Origin of the sequence: Skermanella stibiiresistens SB22, assembly GCF_000576635.1 — a bacterium.
Taxonomy (GTDB): Bacteria; Pseudomonadota; Alphaproteobacteria; order Azospirillales; family Azospirillaceae; genus Skermanella; species Skermanella stibiiresistens.
In genome coordinates this window covers 156,572-172,184 of sequence record NZ_AVFL01000003.1, presented here as the reverse complement: position 1 = coordinate 172,184, position 15,613 = coordinate 156,572, and the positions used below count along the sequence as shown (strand labels likewise).

At 64.9% G+C, this 15,613-nt stretch carries 18 protein-coding genes; 12 read left to right on the top strand and 6 right to left on the bottom strand.

From position 1 onward, the window contains the following. Positions 1-41: 41 nt before the first annotated feature. The 4 genes from N825_RS05915 to N825_RS05900 are packed head-to-tail and all read right to left on the bottom strand — an operon-like array spanning position 42 to position 2,958. Complete coding sequence (locus N825_RS05915; RefSeq protein ID WP_051511604.1) at positions 42-800, bottom strand: amino acid ABC transporter ATP-binding protein; 759 nt, start codon at positions 798-800, stop codon at positions 42-44. Then, a complete protein-coding gene (locus N825_RS05910; RefSeq protein WP_037448243.1) occupies positions 787-1,434 on the bottom strand; it encodes an amino acid ABC transporter permease in 648 nt (215 codons plus the stop codon). The genes N825_RS05915 and N825_RS05910 overlap by 14 nt, the downstream gene beginning before the upstream one ends. Before the next feature lie 7 nt (positions 1,435-1,441). Continuing rightward, complete coding sequence (locus tag N825_RS05905) at positions 1,442-2,125, bottom strand: amino acid ABC transporter permease (protein WP_037448240.1); 684 nt, start codon at positions 2,123-2,125, stop codon at positions 1,442-1,444. Positions 2,126-2,166: 41 nt separating this feature from the next. After that, complete coding sequence (locus N825_RS05900) at positions 2,167-2,958, bottom strand: transporter substrate-binding domain-containing protein (protein WP_037448237.1); 792 nt, start codon at positions 2,956-2,958, stop codon at positions 2,167-2,169. Between the two features lie 175 nt (positions 2,959-3,133). Between N825_RS05900 and N825_RS05895 the strand changes: the two genes are divergently transcribed. From N825_RS05895 to N825_RS05860, 8 genes are all read left to right on the top strand, one after another. Continuing rightward, the gene (locus tag N825_RS05895) at positions 3,134-4,291 is read left to right on the top strand and encodes a mandelate racemase/muconate lactonizing enzyme family protein (protein ID WP_037448235.1); all 1,158 of its coding nucleotides are present in this window, start codon (positions 3,134-3,136) and stop codon (positions 4,289-4,291) included. A 1-nt stretch (position 4,292) separates the two neighbouring features. Continuing rightward, complete coding sequence (locus tag N825_RS05890; protein ID WP_037448233.1) at positions 4,293-4,613, top strand: UxaA family hydrolase; 321 nt, start codon at positions 4,293-4,295, stop codon at positions 4,611-4,613. Then, positions 4,613-5,800, top strand: a complete 1,188-nt coding sequence (locus N825_RS05885) for a UxaA family hydrolase (RefSeq protein WP_037448231.1) — start codon at positions 4,613-4,615, stop codon at positions 5,798-5,800. The genes N825_RS05890 and N825_RS05885 overlap by 1 nt, the downstream gene beginning before the upstream one ends. A 39-nt stretch (positions 5,801-5,839) precedes the next feature. Beyond that, positions 5,840-6,487, top strand: a complete 648-nt coding sequence (locus N825_RS05880; protein WP_037448229.1) for an RraA family protein — start codon at positions 5,840-5,842, stop codon at positions 6,485-6,487. Positions 6,488-6,601: 114 nt separating this feature from the next. Further along, positions 6,602-6,904 (top strand): ArsR/SmtB family transcription factor, encoded by a 303-nt coding sequence (locus tag N825_RS05875; RefSeq protein ID WP_037448224.1) that lies wholly within the window; start codon positions 6,602-6,604, stop codon positions 6,902-6,904. An 87-nt stretch (positions 6,905-6,991) separates the two neighbouring features. Continuing rightward, positions 6,992-7,999 (top strand): zinc-dependent alcohol dehydrogenase family protein, encoded by a 1,008-nt coding sequence (locus tag N825_RS05870; RefSeq protein ID WP_037448221.1) that lies wholly within the window; start codon positions 6,992-6,994, stop codon positions 7,997-7,999. A gap of 311 nt (positions 8,000-8,310) precedes the next feature. Next, positions 8,311-9,279, top strand: coding sequence for a homocysteine S-methyltransferase family protein (locus tag N825_RS05865; protein ID WP_037448702.1), 969 nt, complete (start codon positions 8,311-8,313; stop codon positions 9,277-9,279). A 22-nt stretch (positions 9,280-9,301) separates the two neighbouring features. Further along, a complete protein-coding gene (locus tag N825_RS05860; RefSeq protein ID WP_037448700.1) occupies positions 9,302-9,541 on the top strand; it encodes a DUF1127 domain-containing protein in 240 nt (79 codons plus the stop codon). 37 nt (positions 9,542-9,578) lie between these two features. On the opposite strand, the gene N825_RS36225 is transcribed toward N825_RS05860, so the two are convergent. Together N825_RS36225 and N825_RS05850 are read right to left on the bottom strand one after the other, a co-directional pair. Further along, positions 9,579-11,933 carry a PAS domain-containing hybrid sensor histidine kinase/response regulator gene (locus N825_RS36225; RefSeq protein WP_051511602.1) on the bottom strand — a complete coding sequence of 785 codons (2,355 nt, stop codon included), beginning with the start codon at positions 11,931-11,933 and terminating at the stop codon, positions 9,579-9,581. Continuing rightward, positions 11,930-12,673 (bottom strand): response regulator, encoded by a 744-nt coding sequence (locus N825_RS05850; RefSeq protein WP_198038196.1) that lies wholly within the window; start codon positions 12,671-12,673, stop codon positions 11,930-11,932. Before N825_RS05850 ends, N825_RS36225 begins: the two co-directional genes overlap by 4 nt. Positions 12,674-13,095: 422 nt before the next feature. On the opposite strand from N825_RS05850, the gene N825_RS05845 reads away from it, so the two are divergent. The 4 genes from N825_RS05845 to N825_RS05830 all read left to right on the top strand — a co-directional run bounded on the left by N825_RS05845 (position 13,096) and on the right by N825_RS05830 (position 15,585). Next, complete coding sequence (locus tag N825_RS05845; RefSeq protein ID WP_051511601.1) at positions 13,096-13,437, top strand: YgjV family protein; 342 nt, start codon at positions 13,096-13,098, stop codon at positions 13,435-13,437. Between the two features lie 67 nt (positions 13,438-13,504). Continuing rightward, positions 13,505-13,879: a DUF6356 family protein gene (locus N825_RS05840; RefSeq protein ID WP_198038195.1), complete on the top strand. Its 375-nt coding sequence runs from the start codon at positions 13,505-13,507 to the stop codon at positions 13,877-13,879. 37 nt (positions 13,880-13,916) lie between these two features. Continuing rightward, positions 13,917-14,996: a class I SAM-dependent methyltransferase gene (locus N825_RS05835; RefSeq protein ID WP_051511600.1), complete on the top strand. Its 1,080-nt coding sequence runs from the start codon at positions 13,917-13,919 to the stop codon at positions 14,994-14,996. Positions 14,997-15,249: 253 nt separating this feature from the next. Beyond that, positions 15,250-15,585 carry a hypothetical protein gene (locus tag N825_RS05830; protein ID WP_037448214.1) on the top strand — a complete coding sequence of 112 codons (336 nt, stop codon included), beginning with the start codon at positions 15,250-15,252 and terminating at the stop codon, positions 15,583-15,585. Positions 15,586-15,613 lie beyond the last annotated feature (28 nt).

The window sequence follows — 15,613 nt, the reverse complement described above, 5'->3', positions numbered from 1 at the left end:
CCGACGCCCACCATGACGACGATCGGCGATGGCCGTGGCCGTCACAGATCGTGCTCGAGAAATTGCTTCAACTCGTCCGTCTGGGGGGTGTCGAGGAGACTTGCCGGCCCCGTCTCCCGGATCTGGCCACGATACATGAACACCACCCGATCGGCAACCTTGCGGGCGAACGCGACCTCGTGCGTGACGACGATCATGGTCATGCCGTCGCGCGCCAGGCGCTCCATCGCGCGCAGCACCTCGCCGGTCAGTTCGGGGTCCAGGGCGGAGGTCACCTCGTCGAACAGCATCACCTTGGGCTCCATCGCGAGCGCGCGGGCGATGGCGACCCGCTGCTGCTGACCACCCGACAGTTGCTCCGGATAGGCGTCGCGCTTGTCGAGCAGCCCCACCCGGGCCAGCGTGTCGGCCGCCAGCAGCGACGCCGTTTTGGCGTCGACGCCCTTCACCAGCTTGGGCGAGATCGTGACGTTCTGCTCCACGGTGAGATGGGGAAACAGATTGTAGCTCTGGAACACGATGCCGACGTCCTTCCGCAGCGGACGCAGGTCGCGGCCCATCCGGGCCACCTCGTGACCGCATACGGTGATCGTGCCCCGCTGGATCTTCTCCAGCCCGTTGATGCAGCGGAGCGCCGTGCTCTTGCCGGAGCCGCTGCGCCCGAGCAAGGCGATGACCTCGCCCATCCGGACGTCGAGATCCAGTCCGCGCAGCACCTCGACATCGCCGAAGCTCTTGTGGACGCCCCGCAGGGAAACGATGGTTCCCGGTGTGGTGGTTCCGGTTTCAGCGGACAACATTGTACTGTTTCTCCAAGTGCCGTCCCCACAGCGAGATCGGGTAGCAGACCGCGAAATAGAGTGCCGCGACGCAGAGGAAGCAGACGAAGGGCTGGAAGGTCGAGTTGTTGACCAGCTTCCCGGCCTGCGTCAGTTCGACGAAGCCGATGATCGACGCGAGCGAGGTGTTCTTGACGATCTGCACCATGAACGTGACGGTCGGGGGGATCGAGATCTTGACCGCCTGGGGCAGGATGATGTGGCGCATCCGCGCCGCGCGCGAATGGCCGAGGCATTCCGACGCCTCCCACTGCGTTCGGGGGATCGACAGCAGCGAGCCGCGCCACACCTCGCCCAGGAAGGCGCTGACGTAGAGTGTCATCGCGATCGTGGCGCCGACCAGCGCCGGCACGTCGACGCCCAGGATGTTCAGGCCGAAATAGCTGATCAGCATCAGGACCATCAGGGGTGTGCCCTGGATCGCCTGGACGTAAATGGCCGAAATCGCGCGCACCGTCCGGCTGCCGGAGATCCGGCACAGGGCCACGACGAAGGCGAAAACCGCGCCGATCACCAGGGAGAGCACCGACAGGGCGATGGTCCAGACCGCCCCATGCAGCAGGAAGACGAATTGATTGGGTCCGAACTCGGGCATCGCGACCTCACAAATCCGTGCCGAGGCGCCGGCGACGCGGAAACGCCAGCAGGCCGAAGCCGAACAGGCCGGCGCGCACGACAAGCGACAGGGCGATGTAGCAGAGGGCGACGATCCCGTAGACCTCGAACGACCGGAAGGTCTCCGACTGGATCAGGTTGCCGATGCCGGTCAACTCCTCCGCCGAGATCTGCGATGTGACCGAGGTCGCCAGCATCAGCAGGACGTATTGGCTGGTCAGGGCCGGGAACACGCGTTCCAGCGCCGGCTGCAGCACGATCCGCAGGATGATCTGCGATTGCGACATGCCCAGGCACTCCGCCGCCTCGATCTGTCCGGGCGCTATCGATTCGATCCCCGCCCGGATGATCTCGGTGGAATAGGCGCCGATGTTGATGGACAGGGCGATCACCGCCGTGGCGAACACCGGAAGGCGCAGCCCGATGCTGGAGAGGCCGAAATACAGCAGGAAGACCTGGACCAGCAGCGGCGTGTTGCGCACCACCTCGACATAGACATAGGCCACCCGCCGCGCCGCCGGCGACCCGTACCGGCTGGCGATGGCGCCGGTCACGCCGATCAGGAAGCCCAGCACCGTCGACAATCCCGACATCGCCAGCGTCAGCCACAATCCTTGCAGCAGCCTCGGCCAGTGATCGGCCAGGAAGCTGAAGTCGAACTCATAGGCCATGGGGTTCAGCCCCTCTCGTCTTCGGGATACCAAGCCAAGCCCTAGGGTTGCTTCGCGGCCAGCACGCTTTCCGGCAGCGTCTCCTTGTGCCAGGTCTGGTAGATCGCCGAGAGCTTGCCATCCGACAGGTTGGTCCGGATGATCCCGTCGATGCTCTCCTTCAGGTCGGTGTCCTGCTTCCGCAGGCCGACGCCGAACGGCAGGTCGCGGATCACGAACTTGCGGTCGAGCTTGAGTGCCGGGTTCTTGGTGTTGATCGTGTTGATCAGCGCCGGCGAGGTCGCGAACAGATCGTACTGGCCGCTGATGATCGCCGTCATCGAGGTCGCGTCGTCGTCATAGCGCACGATGTTCGTGCCGGCCGGCGCGTTGCGCGTCACGTCGAGATCGTTGTTGGTGCCGCGGGTGACCACGACACTCTTGCCCGCGAGATCGGCCCACTCCTTGATGGCGGCGTCCGGCGGCCCGGCGAGGATCACGGGAACCGAGGCGTAGGGCAGGGAGTATGCCACCACCTTCTTGCGCTCGTCGGTGATGCCGAACTGGGAGATCACGGCGTCGACCTTGCCGGTGAGCAGGAATGGGATGCGGTTGGTGCTGGTGACGGGCACGATTTGGAGGTCGACGCCCAGGCCGCCCGCGATCAGCTTTGCCGTGTCGACATCCGACCCGACCTCGCGCATGTCGTTGTCGTAGGAGCCGAAAGGAGCGGCGCCAAGATCGATCGCGATGGCGATCTTCTTGGAACTCTTGATCTTCGACAGAGTATCGGCATGGGTCACGCCGGATGCCATCAGGCAAAGCGCCGCCATGGCGGCGAAAATCCGCTTCATTGTTGTTTCCTCCCATTGTGGGTCGTTGCCTCGGTTTTTCACCGGAACATGATTTTTCGTTGAGGCTTCGTCATGGAATCTGGAAGGAGGTCGATTGCCGCTTCTGACAACTTGACAGCCACCTTGATGCCGGTCATCTTAAATGTGAAAACGGTTTTTGCAAGAGAAAACAAAAATGAAAATCACTGGGGTTGAGAGCGTCCTCCTGAGTGCCCCGCTGTCGGAGGATTCGGCGACGCGCTGGTCCGGCGGCGAGATGACCGTGGCGAGCGTGTCGATGTTGCTGGTGCACACCGACGCCGGAATCGTGGGATTGGGCGACACCTACGCGGGCGGCTGGTTCTATCCGGAGGCCGCCGGCGCGGTGGCCAAGCATTTCAGCGGCGTCCTGGTCGGCGAGAACCCGCTGAACGTGGCGCTCCTCACAGAGCGGATGCGCGCCTCGTGCAAGTATTGGGGCCGGGTCGGGGCCGCGATCAACGTCATCAGCGCGATCGAGAACGCGCTTTGGGACATCGCGGGCCAGGAGGCGGGCGTTCCCGCGTGGAAGCTGCTCGGCGGCCTCGCCCAGGAGCGGATGCCCTACTACGCCTCGGCGGGCCAGGAGAAGCCGGCCGACGCGCTGGAGCGCGAGATGGCCGGATACGTCCGCGACAAGGTCCCGGCGGTCAAGATCCGCGTCTCGACCAACCTTGACCGGGCGGTCGAGAAGGTCGAGACTTGCCGCCGCTTGCTTGGGCCCGACATCCAGATCATGGTCGACGCCGTCATGGGATCGCATCCAAAGCCCTGGGATCGCAAGACCGCGATCCGCTTCGCCAAGGCGATCGACCGCTACGACATCACGTGGCTGGAGGAGCCCTGCGCCGCCGACGACTACGAGGGCCTGGCGGAGGTTCGCCGGGAATCGCCGGTGCCGATCAGCGGCGGCGAGACCACCTTCGGCCTGATAGAGTTCGGCCACTTCCTCAAGGCGGGCTCGCTCGACATCGTCCAGCCCGACGCCTGCACCTCGGGCGGCATGCTGGAATGCATGCGGATCGCGGCGGCGGCCTCCCTGTTCGGGGTCCGGGTGGCGCCCCACGCCTGGGGCAGCGGCGCCACCGTCATGGCGAACGTGCATTGGTCCTTCACGCAGCCCAACATCATGGTGCAGGAGATCCCGACCTGGGGCTTCCCGCTGCGCGACGCCCTGCTGGTCGAGCCGATCCGTTTCGACGGCGGCCACATCCTGCCACCGACCGCGCCCGGTCTTGGACTTAAGCTGACACAGGAGATCCGCGATGCCTATCCATGGCGGGGAGGTTACGGCGCCACCGTCAGGGCCGCCTGACGTGGCCGGTTCCGATGACAGGCTGCTGCTGCTCAACGAGAGCGACAACGTCTTCGTGGCGCGTCGGCGCATCCCGGCCGGCGAGCGGATCGCCGTGATGGGAACCGAGGTGACGCTGACGGGAGATCTCCCGCTGGGCCACAAGCTGGCGCGGCGGGCGATCCCGACCGGCCACAAGATCATCAAATACGCGGTGCCGATCGGGTCAGCGACCTTCGACATCGCGCTGGGCCAGCATGTCCACGTCCACAACGTCAAGAGCGACTACACCCCGACCTATCACCTGACCGACGCGCCCCACCGGGGCGAGGGAGACCGCTGATGCGTGGCTATCTCCGCGCTGATGGCCGCAAGGGCATCCGCGACATCATCGTGGTGGGATATCTGGTCGAGTGCGCGCACCATGTCGCGCGCGAGATCGCGTCGCCGTTCCAGGACGCCGACGTCCACGTCATCGGCTTTCCTGGCTGCTACCCGAACCCCTACGCGCAGACCATGATGGAAAGGCTCTGCACCCACCCGAACGTGGCGGCCGTCTTGCTCGTCTCGCTCGGGTGCGAGAGCTTCGACAAATGGGGCCTCGCCAACAGCGTCCGCGAGAGCGGGCGGCCGGTCCGCACCGTCGTCATCCAGGCGGCGGGCGGGACACGGAAATCGGTCGACGCGGGCCGCGCCTTCGTGGCCGAGCAGTTGAAGGCACGGGAAGGAGCCCCCACCGTTCCGATGGACCCGTCCGAGCTGATCGTCGGCACGGTCTGCGGCGGCTCCGACGGGACCTCGGGCATCACCGGCAACCCCGCCGCCGGCGTCGCCTTCGATCTGCTGGTCGAGGCGGGCGCCGCCTGCATCTTCGAGGAGACGGGCGAGCTGATCGGCTGCGAGCACATCATGGCCGCCCGTGCCGCGACGCCCGAACTCGGCATCGAACTGGAGAAGAGCGTCGAGAAGGCGGCCCGCTACTACGCGACCCTCGGCTATGGCTCCTTCGCGGCGGGCAACGCCGACGGGGGTCTCTCGACCATCGAGGAGAAGTCGATGGGCGCCTACGCCAAGTCGGGAGGTTCGCCGATCACCGGACTGATCAAGCCCGGCGACCGGCCCCCTCGGGGCGGGCTGTACCTGCTCGACGTGGTTCCCGACGGGGAGGTCCGCTTCGGTTTCCCCAACATCAACGACAACGCCGAGATCGCGGAACTGATCGCGTGCGGCGCGCACGCCGTCCTGTTCGTGACCGGACGCGGCTCGGTCGTCGGCTCGGCCATCTCGCCGGTCGTCAAGATCTGCGCCAACCCCGAGACCTACCGCCGGATGTCGGATGACATGGACGTCGATGCCGGACGCATCCTGGAGGGCAAGGCCGGGTTGATGGAGGTGGGACGGGAGATCCGCGACCTCGTCCTGTCGTTGGGAGAGGGCAGGCGCACCGTGTCCGAGGAGCTTGGGCACCGCGAGTTCATCCTCACCTACAAGAGCTTCGAACCGCTCGGCCCCGCCTGCCTGCCGGGCTGAGAAATCCCCAAATCCAAGAATCCCAGGGAGACCGCCAGAATGTCCTCTTTGACCGAGCGCCTCGAGCGCTGCTACACCGGCGTCGTCCACGACGTCATGCGCGCCATGTCGCTCCGCGACTTCACCCTGCCGCCGGAACTGCGCCCGATCCTGCCCGAGCGCGCCATGGCGGGCCCCGCCTTCACCATCATGGGCAAGGTCGATCCGGACGCCGACGCGCACGAGACGCTGCTCGGCTGGACAGGATTGCTCTCCAAGGCGCCCAGCGGCTCGATCTGGGTCAGCCAGCCGAACGACCGCGTCGTCGCCCACATGGGAGAGCTGTCGGCCGAGACCCTCAAGAACAAGGGCGTCCGGGGCTGCGTCGCCGACGGCCTGATCCGCGACGTCAATTTCCTGATGGAGATGGAATTCCAGACCTGGTCGCGCGGGCACACGCCGCGTGACATCGTCGGTCACTGGCTGCCCGCCGCCATCGAGGTCGACATCAAGATCGGCGATGTCGTGATCCAGCCGGGCGATTACATGCTGGGCGACCGCGACGGGCTGATCCGGGTGCCGGCGGCGCTGGTCGAAGAGATCATCGACAAGGCCGAGACCGCCATCGCGACCGAGAACAAGGTCCGCACCGCCATCCTGTCGGGGGTCGATCCCCAGGAAGCCTATCTTAAGTTCGGCAAGTTCTAGAACGGCGGCCACCCGCCGCGGGCGGCATGCGCCCGCGGCCCGGCGGTGGACGGGCCACCCGCCGGCCCTTGGATTTCCTATTGACATATCGGGAAATCTCGATATATTCGGGGTATGGAATTGCTCGAGATATTCAAAGCCCTGTCGAACCGTACGCGCCTTCAAATCTTGCAAGGTTTGAAGGATCCCGCGAAGAACTTTCCTCCACAGGATGAAGGTGACGTTCACACGGTGGGAGTGTGCGTCAGTAGTATACAAGAAGGAATCGGACTGTCGCAGTCGACGGTGTCCGATTATCTCGCGACGCTGCAACGGGCGGGCTTGGTGGAAGTCAGGCGCATCGGTCAGTGGACCTACTACAAGCGGAACGAAGCCACCATCCGCGCTCTCGCCGACATCATAGGGCGCGAATTGTAACCTTTCAGAGTAGCAGCCAACAGTAAACTTGCGCTCAGATATATCGACAATTCCCGATATCCCTTTTCACCGAAACGAGGAACCGTTATGAAAGCGATGACACTTGGATCATTTGGCGGCCCGGAATCGTTCGAGATTCGCGACGTGCCCAAGCCTGTGCCGAATGCCGGACAAGTCCTGGTCCGTGTCCATGCGACTTCCATCAATCCGTTGGACTTCCAGGTCCGACGTGGCGATTATGCCGATTTGGTGCCATTGCCGGCCATTACCGGACATGACGTATCCGGCGTTGTCGAAGCTGTCGGGCCAGGCGTGACGACCTTCTCTCCAGGAGATGAAGTCTGGTACACCCCACAAATATTCGATGGGCCGGGAAGTTACGCCGAGTACCATGTCGCCGCCGCAAGCATCATCGGGAAGAAGCCTCCATCGTTGAGCCATCTTGAGGCGGCTAGCCTGACCTTGGTTGGCGGGACGGCCTGGGAAGCCTTGGTCGTCCGTGCGGCATTGAGAGTGGGGGAGAGCATTCTGGTGCACGGCGGCGCGGGCGGGGTCGGGCATGTCGCCATCCAACTCGCGAAAGCCATCGGCGCGAGGGTGTTCACGACCGTGCGCGAAGCGAATTTCGAGTTCGCGCGGGGCTTGGGCGCGGATGTGGTCATCGACTACGGAAAAGAGGATTACGTCGACGCCATCATGCGGGAAACGGGTGGCCGCGGAGTGGATGTCGTGTTCGACACCATCGGCGGCGACACACTGTCCCGCAGCCCCGACGCGCTCGCGCAGCTTGGCCGCGTCGTCACGATCGTGGACATCGCACGGCCACAAAACGTCATCCAGGCCTGGGGCAAGAACGCGAGCTATCACTTCGTCTTCACGAGACAAAACCGCGGCAAGCTCGATGAGTTGAGTGCCTTGGTGGAACGCGGTCAGCTCCGGCCACATGTTGGCGCCGTCTATTCCCTCGACGAGATTCCGCTCGCCCATGCCCGGTTGGAGTCCCCGAACAACGGTCTTCGCGGAAAGATCGCGATCGCGGTTGGGCCGGCGGCCCAATTCGCGGGCGCGTCCGGGGCCGCGTCGCCGACGAGCTGATCCGGGGGCCGGCGGCACTGGTCGAAGAGGTCATGGAAGAGGCCGGGACGGCCATCGCGACCGGGAACAAGGTTCGCTCTGCCATTCCCGCCGGTGTCGATCCCCTCCCAAGGCGCCGCCGGGTCGATCCCGACGGCGCCTTTTTGGTCTCCGCCGTCCATCCATCCATCCCGCGCCACAGCCCCGCGAAACAACAGAAACAAAGCATCGTCCTCCTGGAAATTCACTGGAAACACGAACCGGGTATCACCGGTCTCCAGGCGGTCGGGAGCACCCAGGCCGCGTCATACTCCACAATGAGATGTCCGGTGATGACGAAGTATCGACGGAACCTGCCCCAGCTCGAGGACGAGGTGTTCCTCATGGATGGCGGCATCGAGACCACCCTGATCTTCCATGAGGGAATGGAACTGCCTTGTTTCGCCGCCTTCGACCTGCTGAGGCACGAAGCCGGCACCGAAACATTGCGCCGCTACCACGCGCGGCACGCGGCCATTGCCCGTGACAATGGGAGCGGCTTCATCCTGGATAGCGCGACTTGGCGGGCGAATCGGGATTGGGGGGCGAAGCTCGGCTATTCGCTACGGGAGCTGGACCTCGCCAACACCAAGGCGATCGACCTGCTCTTCGATCTCCGCGCCGCCTTCGAAACCGCTGGAAGCCCCATGGTGATCAGTGGCTGTGTTGGACCGCGCGGCGATGGCTACGATCCGGGCGCGGTGATGAGCCCCGGCGAGGCTACGACGTATCACATCCGGCAGATCGAAGTCCTCGCGGTGGCCGGCGTCGATCTCGTCACCGCCTATACCCTGACCAACGCCAACGAGGCGATCGGCGTGGCGCGGGCGGCGGGCGCGGTGGGAGTGCCATCGGCGATCTCCTTCACCTTGGAGACCGACGGACGCTTGCCGTCGGGGCAGACGCTGCGCGACGCCATCGAGACGGTCGACCGGGCCACCGGCCAGGGTCCCGCCTACTACATGATCAACTGCGCCCATCCGACGCATTTCATGCAGGCGCTGGATGATGGGGCGGCGGGTGGCGCCTGGATCACCCGGCTGCGCGGCGTCCGGGCCAACGCGTCCCGGCGCAGCCACGCCGAACTGGACGGCTCGACCGACCTGGATGACGGCGATCCGGTGGAACTGGCCCTCCAGTACCGGGATATGCGCGCCCGCTTCCCGCACATCACCATCTTGGGTGGCTGCTGCGGCACCGATCACCGGCATATCGAACGCATCTGCCTGACCTGCGCCGCGGACGGCCGGGTCCTGGCCTGAAACATCAGAAATGGAGGTTTCCATGAAAGTGCTCCTCGCCAGTGGGGTAGGGTCCCATCTTGTTTCCTCGATCGATCCCATCGCCCGGCTTCGCTGGATCGCCCGCGTGATCGTGACCGTCTTCGACACGCTCGCCGAGTGGCGCGAGCGCGCCCGGCAGCGGCGGCAACTCGCGCGCCTCTCCGACCACATGCTCTCGGACATCGGCATCAGTCGCGCCGATGTCCTGATGGAACACGCGAAGCCATTCTGGAAGGAGTGACGGCTTTGAATGACGGGGGCCGATCCCCGTTCCACGCTCACCGCGTCTGGCGGATCAACTCCGCGACCCTGCGGCGGACTTCCGCCGGGTCGACCGGCTTCTCCAGAAGCTGGGCGGCCCGGTCCACCGGCAAGGCCGCCGCCGCGCGGAGGACGTCCCCCGTCATCATCAGGACCCTCGGCACCAGTTCCGGCCGGCACGCCTCGAGTTCGCGCAGCAGTCCTACGCCGTCCAGCCGGGGCATGCGGATGTCGCACAGGATCGCGTCGAAGCTTCCCTCGCGCAGGATCTCCAGGGCGGCCACGCCGTCCTCGGCGGTCGAAACCTCATGGCCGTCACCGGCGAGCACCTCGGTCAGCATCGTGACGACCTCCGGTTCGTCGTCCACGATCAGGACGGCCCCGCTCCCGCCGAAGGGATCGAACGCCCGCGCGGCCGGTGCCTCGATATCGGCCTTGGCCGCGCAAGCCGGCAGTGTCACGGTGAACAGCGCACCTCCGCCCGACCGCGCGCCGACGCCAATGGATCCACCGTGGGATGAGACGATCCCGTGGCAATACGACAGGCCGAGACCCGTGCCCGCGCCGATCGGCTTGGTCGTGAAGAACGGGTTGAAAATCAGGTCGCGCAACGCCTCGGGCACGCCGGGGCCGTTGTCGGCGACCTCGATCCGCACGAACCCGTCACCGGGGGCGGATGTCGTGAGCCATACCCGGCGGGCGGCCACGTCGCTCCGTGGCGGGGCCATCTCGATCGCCTGCTGGGCGTTGACGATCAGGTTCATGAAGACCTGGTGCAACTCGTCCTCGTCCGCCATGACCCTGGGCGGATCGGGAGCGTCTTCGCGCGTCACCTCGATCCCGGCGCTCCGTAGGCCATTGGCCAGCATCTCGACGCTGCCGTCGAGCACCCTCCGGACATCGACCGGCTTGACCTCGGGCGCCTTCTGCCGGGCCAGGGAGAGGAAGCTTCTGACGATCCGCGCGCATCGCTCGGCGGCGGTGCGGAGCCGGCGCAGCGAATCCCTGGTCTCGGGATCGCCGCAGCTCTCCTCCAGCATGATGGCGCGTCCCAGCACGACCGAGAGTGGATTGTTCAGCTCGTGCGCCACGCCGGCCAGCAGGGAACCCAGGGCGGCCAGCTTCTCGCGCTGGTATGTCACCGCGCGCTGCCGGCTGGCCTCCGCCTCGACCCGCTTCTGGTCGCTCATGTCGAAGATGAAACCGCCGATATGGGTGAAGCGGCCGGTCTCGTCGCGGATTGGGAAGCGGACGACCATTCTCCAGACATAGCTGGGAAGGTCGGGGACATGCTCCTCGCTGAAGACCGTGGCGCCCGTGGCGAGGACCTCGCCATCGTGCCTCCTGATCCGGGCGGCGAGGGTAACCGGAAAGACGTCCTCCGGAGTGCGCCCGATGATCTCGGACACCGGCCGGTTCTGGACCTTCTCCATCTCGGGGTTCGCCATGACGTAGCGTCCCTCCAGGTCCTTCAGGTACATGCCCGCCGGGGCGTGCCTCATGAAGGCGTTCAGCCGCGCCTCGCTGGTCCTCAGGGCCTGCTCGATCTCCTGACGGTCGGTGATGTCGGTGACCGCCGCCACCAGGGCCGGGGAGCCGCGAAACTGGATCGGACGGGCCGAGATGAGCGCCCTGACGATGACGCCGTCGATCCGGCGCAGCGATAGCTCGAAGCCCTGGACACCGCCTTCGCGGTCGACCCGCTCCACCAGCCGGGCTCGGTCGGCGGGATCGACGTAGGTCGAGAGCAGCTGGCCTTCCGGGCACCCCGGATAGAGCCCGAACGTCTCCCTCGCCGCAATGTTGGAGAACAGGACCTCCCAGCGGTCGGCGCGCGTGATCGCCATCGCGACCGGCATGCAGTCGGCGATCAGCGCCAACTCCTCGGCGCTCTCCGTCAGCGTCGCCTCGACGGCCTTGGTGGCGGTGATGTCGCGCCCGACCGACTGGTACCCGATCAGCCGCCCCGTTCCATCGTAAAGCGCCCGGTCCGTCCATTCCTCCCAGATCGGCCGCCCGTCGGGGGTGGTCGATGACATCTCGTAGGAGACCGTCGGACAGGACGGGGTCAGCTTGGAAAGCTGGTCGACGAACCGGATCCGCTGTTCGGCGGTCATCAGGTCGAGCACGCTGGAGCCGATGATCTCCCCGCGCCCGCGTCCCAACTGCTGGGCATAGGCCCGGTTGACGAAGGTGAACAGGTAACCTGGGGAGCAGCGGGAGATGAACTCCGTCTGGTCGTCGACGATGGCCCGGAACCGCGCCTCGCTTTCCTCCAATGCCCGTCTGGTCGGCTTTCCATTCGCCAGCCGCGCCCCGATGGCCGCCGAAACCCTGTGCCAGCGGCGCAGCGCGCTTTCGACGACGCTCATGTCTCCGCCGGCGCGTAGACGTAACCGACGCCATGCACCGTCCTGATGGTCTTGGGCTTTTCCGGGTGCTCCTCGATCTTGCGCCGCAGGCGGGTGATCCGGATGTCGATGCTGCGGTCGAACGGATCGTCGCCGCGCTTGTGCGACAGGTCCAGCAGGCGGTCGCGGGTCAGCACGCGGTTGGGGTTGTCGAGGAAGGCCTCGATCAAGCTGAACTGCATCGCGGTGAGGGGAACCTCGGTGCCGTCCTTCTCGAACATCCGGCGCGCCTCCCGGTCGATCAGGCACCGGCCGAACCGGACGGCCTCGCGGGGAACGGCTTCGGCGCCGGCCGCCTGTCCGGATGTCGCCCGGGCACCTGTTCCCACCCGGCGCAGGACGCTCCGGATCCGGGCCAGAAGCTCGCGGGGGTCGAAGGGTTTGGCGATGTAATCGTCGGCGCCCATCTCCAGTCCGACGACCCGGTCGATGGTTTCCCCGGACGCCGTCAGGATGATGACGGCGACATCGCCCCGGTCCCGAAGCTCGCGCGCCAGCACCAGACCATTTTCGCCGGGCATCCTCAGGTCCAAAATGACCAGGGCGACCGGACGCCCCCCGGTCCCGGCGTTCAGGATTTCGCGGGCGGCGACGACGCCGCCGACCGAGCTGACCTCGAACTCCTGCTTGCCCAGGTACTCCGTGATCAGGTCGCGCACCTCCTTCTCGTCATCGATGACGAGGATATGAGCCTTGTCCATCATAACCGTTCCCTCGCGACGGTTAAACTGGTGGCCTGACTGACCAGCGTGATCTTAACACCGTCGAAGCATGGCCGCGTCGAAACGAAAGGTCATGACCGCCCGATGTCTCACACGCGGCTCGCTGGCTCTTTATCCAGTCTTGAAAGTTCCAGAAGTAATCTTTTTTACGGCAGACTATCAAAGCTTGATTCCTGCAGACGGCATCTATTTCGAGCGGTATCCCCTTGGAAGCCTCTCATCATCCTTATAGAACGTGCTCACAAAGCGCTCGTACCTTAAATAAAAAGCGCCGAACACTGGCTGTCATCAGCCAGTGTTCCGACGACCACTTGTCCTCGGAATTGGGAATTCCTTGGAGGACAAGGTGTGTTTCCAAAATTCAGTACCAGCGCGTGGTTCGCGCACCGGGAGAGGCGTTCATGCTGATCGATGCCATTGGTTTTCTAGGCACCATCCTCACCATCGGGTCCTATGCCATGAAGAGCATGGTCCCGCTCCGTGTCACCGCTCTTCTCAGCAGCGTCTCCTTCCTGACCTATGGCCTCGTCATCCAGAGCTATCCGGTGATCCTGATGGAGATCATCCTGCTGCCGCTCAACACATTCAGGCTTCGCCAAGCGATGCGTCGATTCGATACCTCGGCTGCGGCGGCATCGCCGTCCGGACGGCGGCGTTTCACGGTGAGGGGGGCGCTGGCGGCTCCGAGGGCGGAGAAGGCGCCGGTCGCGGAAACAATTGAAACAACATCGGCCGCGGCGTGAAATCGGCGTGAAACACGGCCCTCCTACAAAAGGCGCCATCCAAACCCGGAACGCGAGGCCGAACGAAATGACCCACGAAGCCCAGCTTGGCGCCCTGTCGAATGGCCGGCGACGCGAAAACCTGATTCCAAGGCGGGCGCCAAACACGCGGGGACGGCGCGGGCGGTCGGACGAAGGTCACGCATCCCCAGTCCTGAACTTGTTCGGCGGGCATCCGGCCTCCGTCGGCGAAACCTATCCGCGGCACCTGGAATTCGCCTTCAAGTTCGGCGTCCGGATGATCGTTGGCGGACTGGCGTGCTGCGTCCACGGACTGTTCCCGTTCCTCTTCGTCACGACCGGCGGCCGGACCGTCCGTGAACTGCACGCGGCGATCCTGGCGAAACGCTTCAGATCGCTGACCCAGGGCGGCGACATCCCGAAGCCGGATTTCGAGATCTAGCGAAAATCCAAGCGCGAACCCAAGAGGGAGCGATATCATGGAAGACACCATCGTTCGGACCGAAACGGCCGACGAGGCGAAGCTACAGGAATTCGTCGGCAGGATGCTGGGCGATCTCGGAGCGGCCTACATCGTCCCGCTCGTCCGGATCGGCGACGAACTGGGGCTCTACAAGGCGTTGGCCGCCCACGGTCCCCTGTCGTCCGGGGAACTTGCCCGCCGCACCGCCACCGCCGAACGCTATGTCAGGGAGTGGCTTTCCGCCCATGCGGCGGCTGGATATGTCCAATATGACGGCGCCTCCGGCCACTTCTCGATGACGCCCGAGCAGATGATGGTGTTCGCCGATCCGGACAGCCCGGTGTGCATGCTGGGTGCCTTCGAGATCGCCTACGCCAGCGCCATCGACACGCCGAAGGTTGCCGAGGCCTTCCGCACCGGTCACGGCGTTGGCTGGCATGACCATCATCAGTGCCTGTTCACGGGGGTCGAGCGCTTCTTTCGCGCCGGATATGAGGCCAACCTGATCCAAGGCTGGCTACCCTCCCTGGATGGAGTGGTCGAGAAACTCGAGCGCGGCGCCAGGGTCGCGGATGTCGGATGCGGCCACGGGGTCACGACCGCGCTGATGGCCAAGGCATTTCCGCGATCCACCGTCATCGGTTTCGACAATCATCGAGGGTCGATCGAGCGGGCGTCCCAGAGGATCGGGACAGGTGCTGGTGGAAACCTGTCCTTCGAGGTGAGCGGCGCCAGCGGCTTCCCCGGAAGTGGCTATGATCTGGTGACCATGTTCGACTGCCTGCACGACATGGGCGACCCGGTCGGCGCCGCCGCGCACGCCTTGCGGTCCCTCTCGCCGGATGGAACCCTGATGCTGGTCGAGCCTTTCGCCCATGACCGGCTGGAGGACAACCTCAATCCGGTCGGTCGCGTCTACTACGCCGCGTCCACCATGATCTGCACGCCCGCGTCCCTCGCGCAGGAAGTCGGCTTGGCGTTGGGAGCCCAGGCGGGCGAGGCGCGGCTGACGGAGATCCTGACGCGAGCCGGCTTCGGGAGCGTGAGGCGCGCCGCGGAAACGCCATTCAACATCGTGCTGGAAGCGAAACCCTAAATTGGTGGGGCGGGATTTTCCCGCCCCCTTTCCCTTCTATAAAAAGGAAAAATGATGGGTCGGCGGCAGTGCCAGACAATCAACAAACGTGTTGAAAAATAGATTGTTAATTCCATATGCGGGTTGGTCTTTACTTACTGCCTGCGGGAAAAATTCGATGGCAATGCGCAGTGCGTTCAATATGCATCACTCCAATCTCCAGGATTTTCTTTCCACGCCTGTTTGGGAAGAGGAGAATGGAACCACTCTCAACATGCTATCGGCCTTGGCGAGACTGGACTTGGACCCCTGGCGCGAGGCCGCCCGGCTGGCGGATATGCCGCGATCCTCGGCGGCGGCGGCCCTGGCCTCGATCCTGGAGCGGTTGCCGGCGGATCATCTGAAATCCTCGGATCGCGAAAAGCTATCCCAGCGCCTCGTCGAGTTCCTGCCGGAAGGCGGCTCCAACGCCGGTGCCGAGACGACCGGTGACGCGACGACCGGTGCCCAGACCGGCGACCAGAAGGCCGGCGGTTGGCCCAATCTCGCGGTGGGTATCGGTCTCGGCGCCGTCATGCTCATCCTGCAAATGAATGGATGGCTGTTTTAGCTCAAATGTCGAAGACTAATAACTTCTA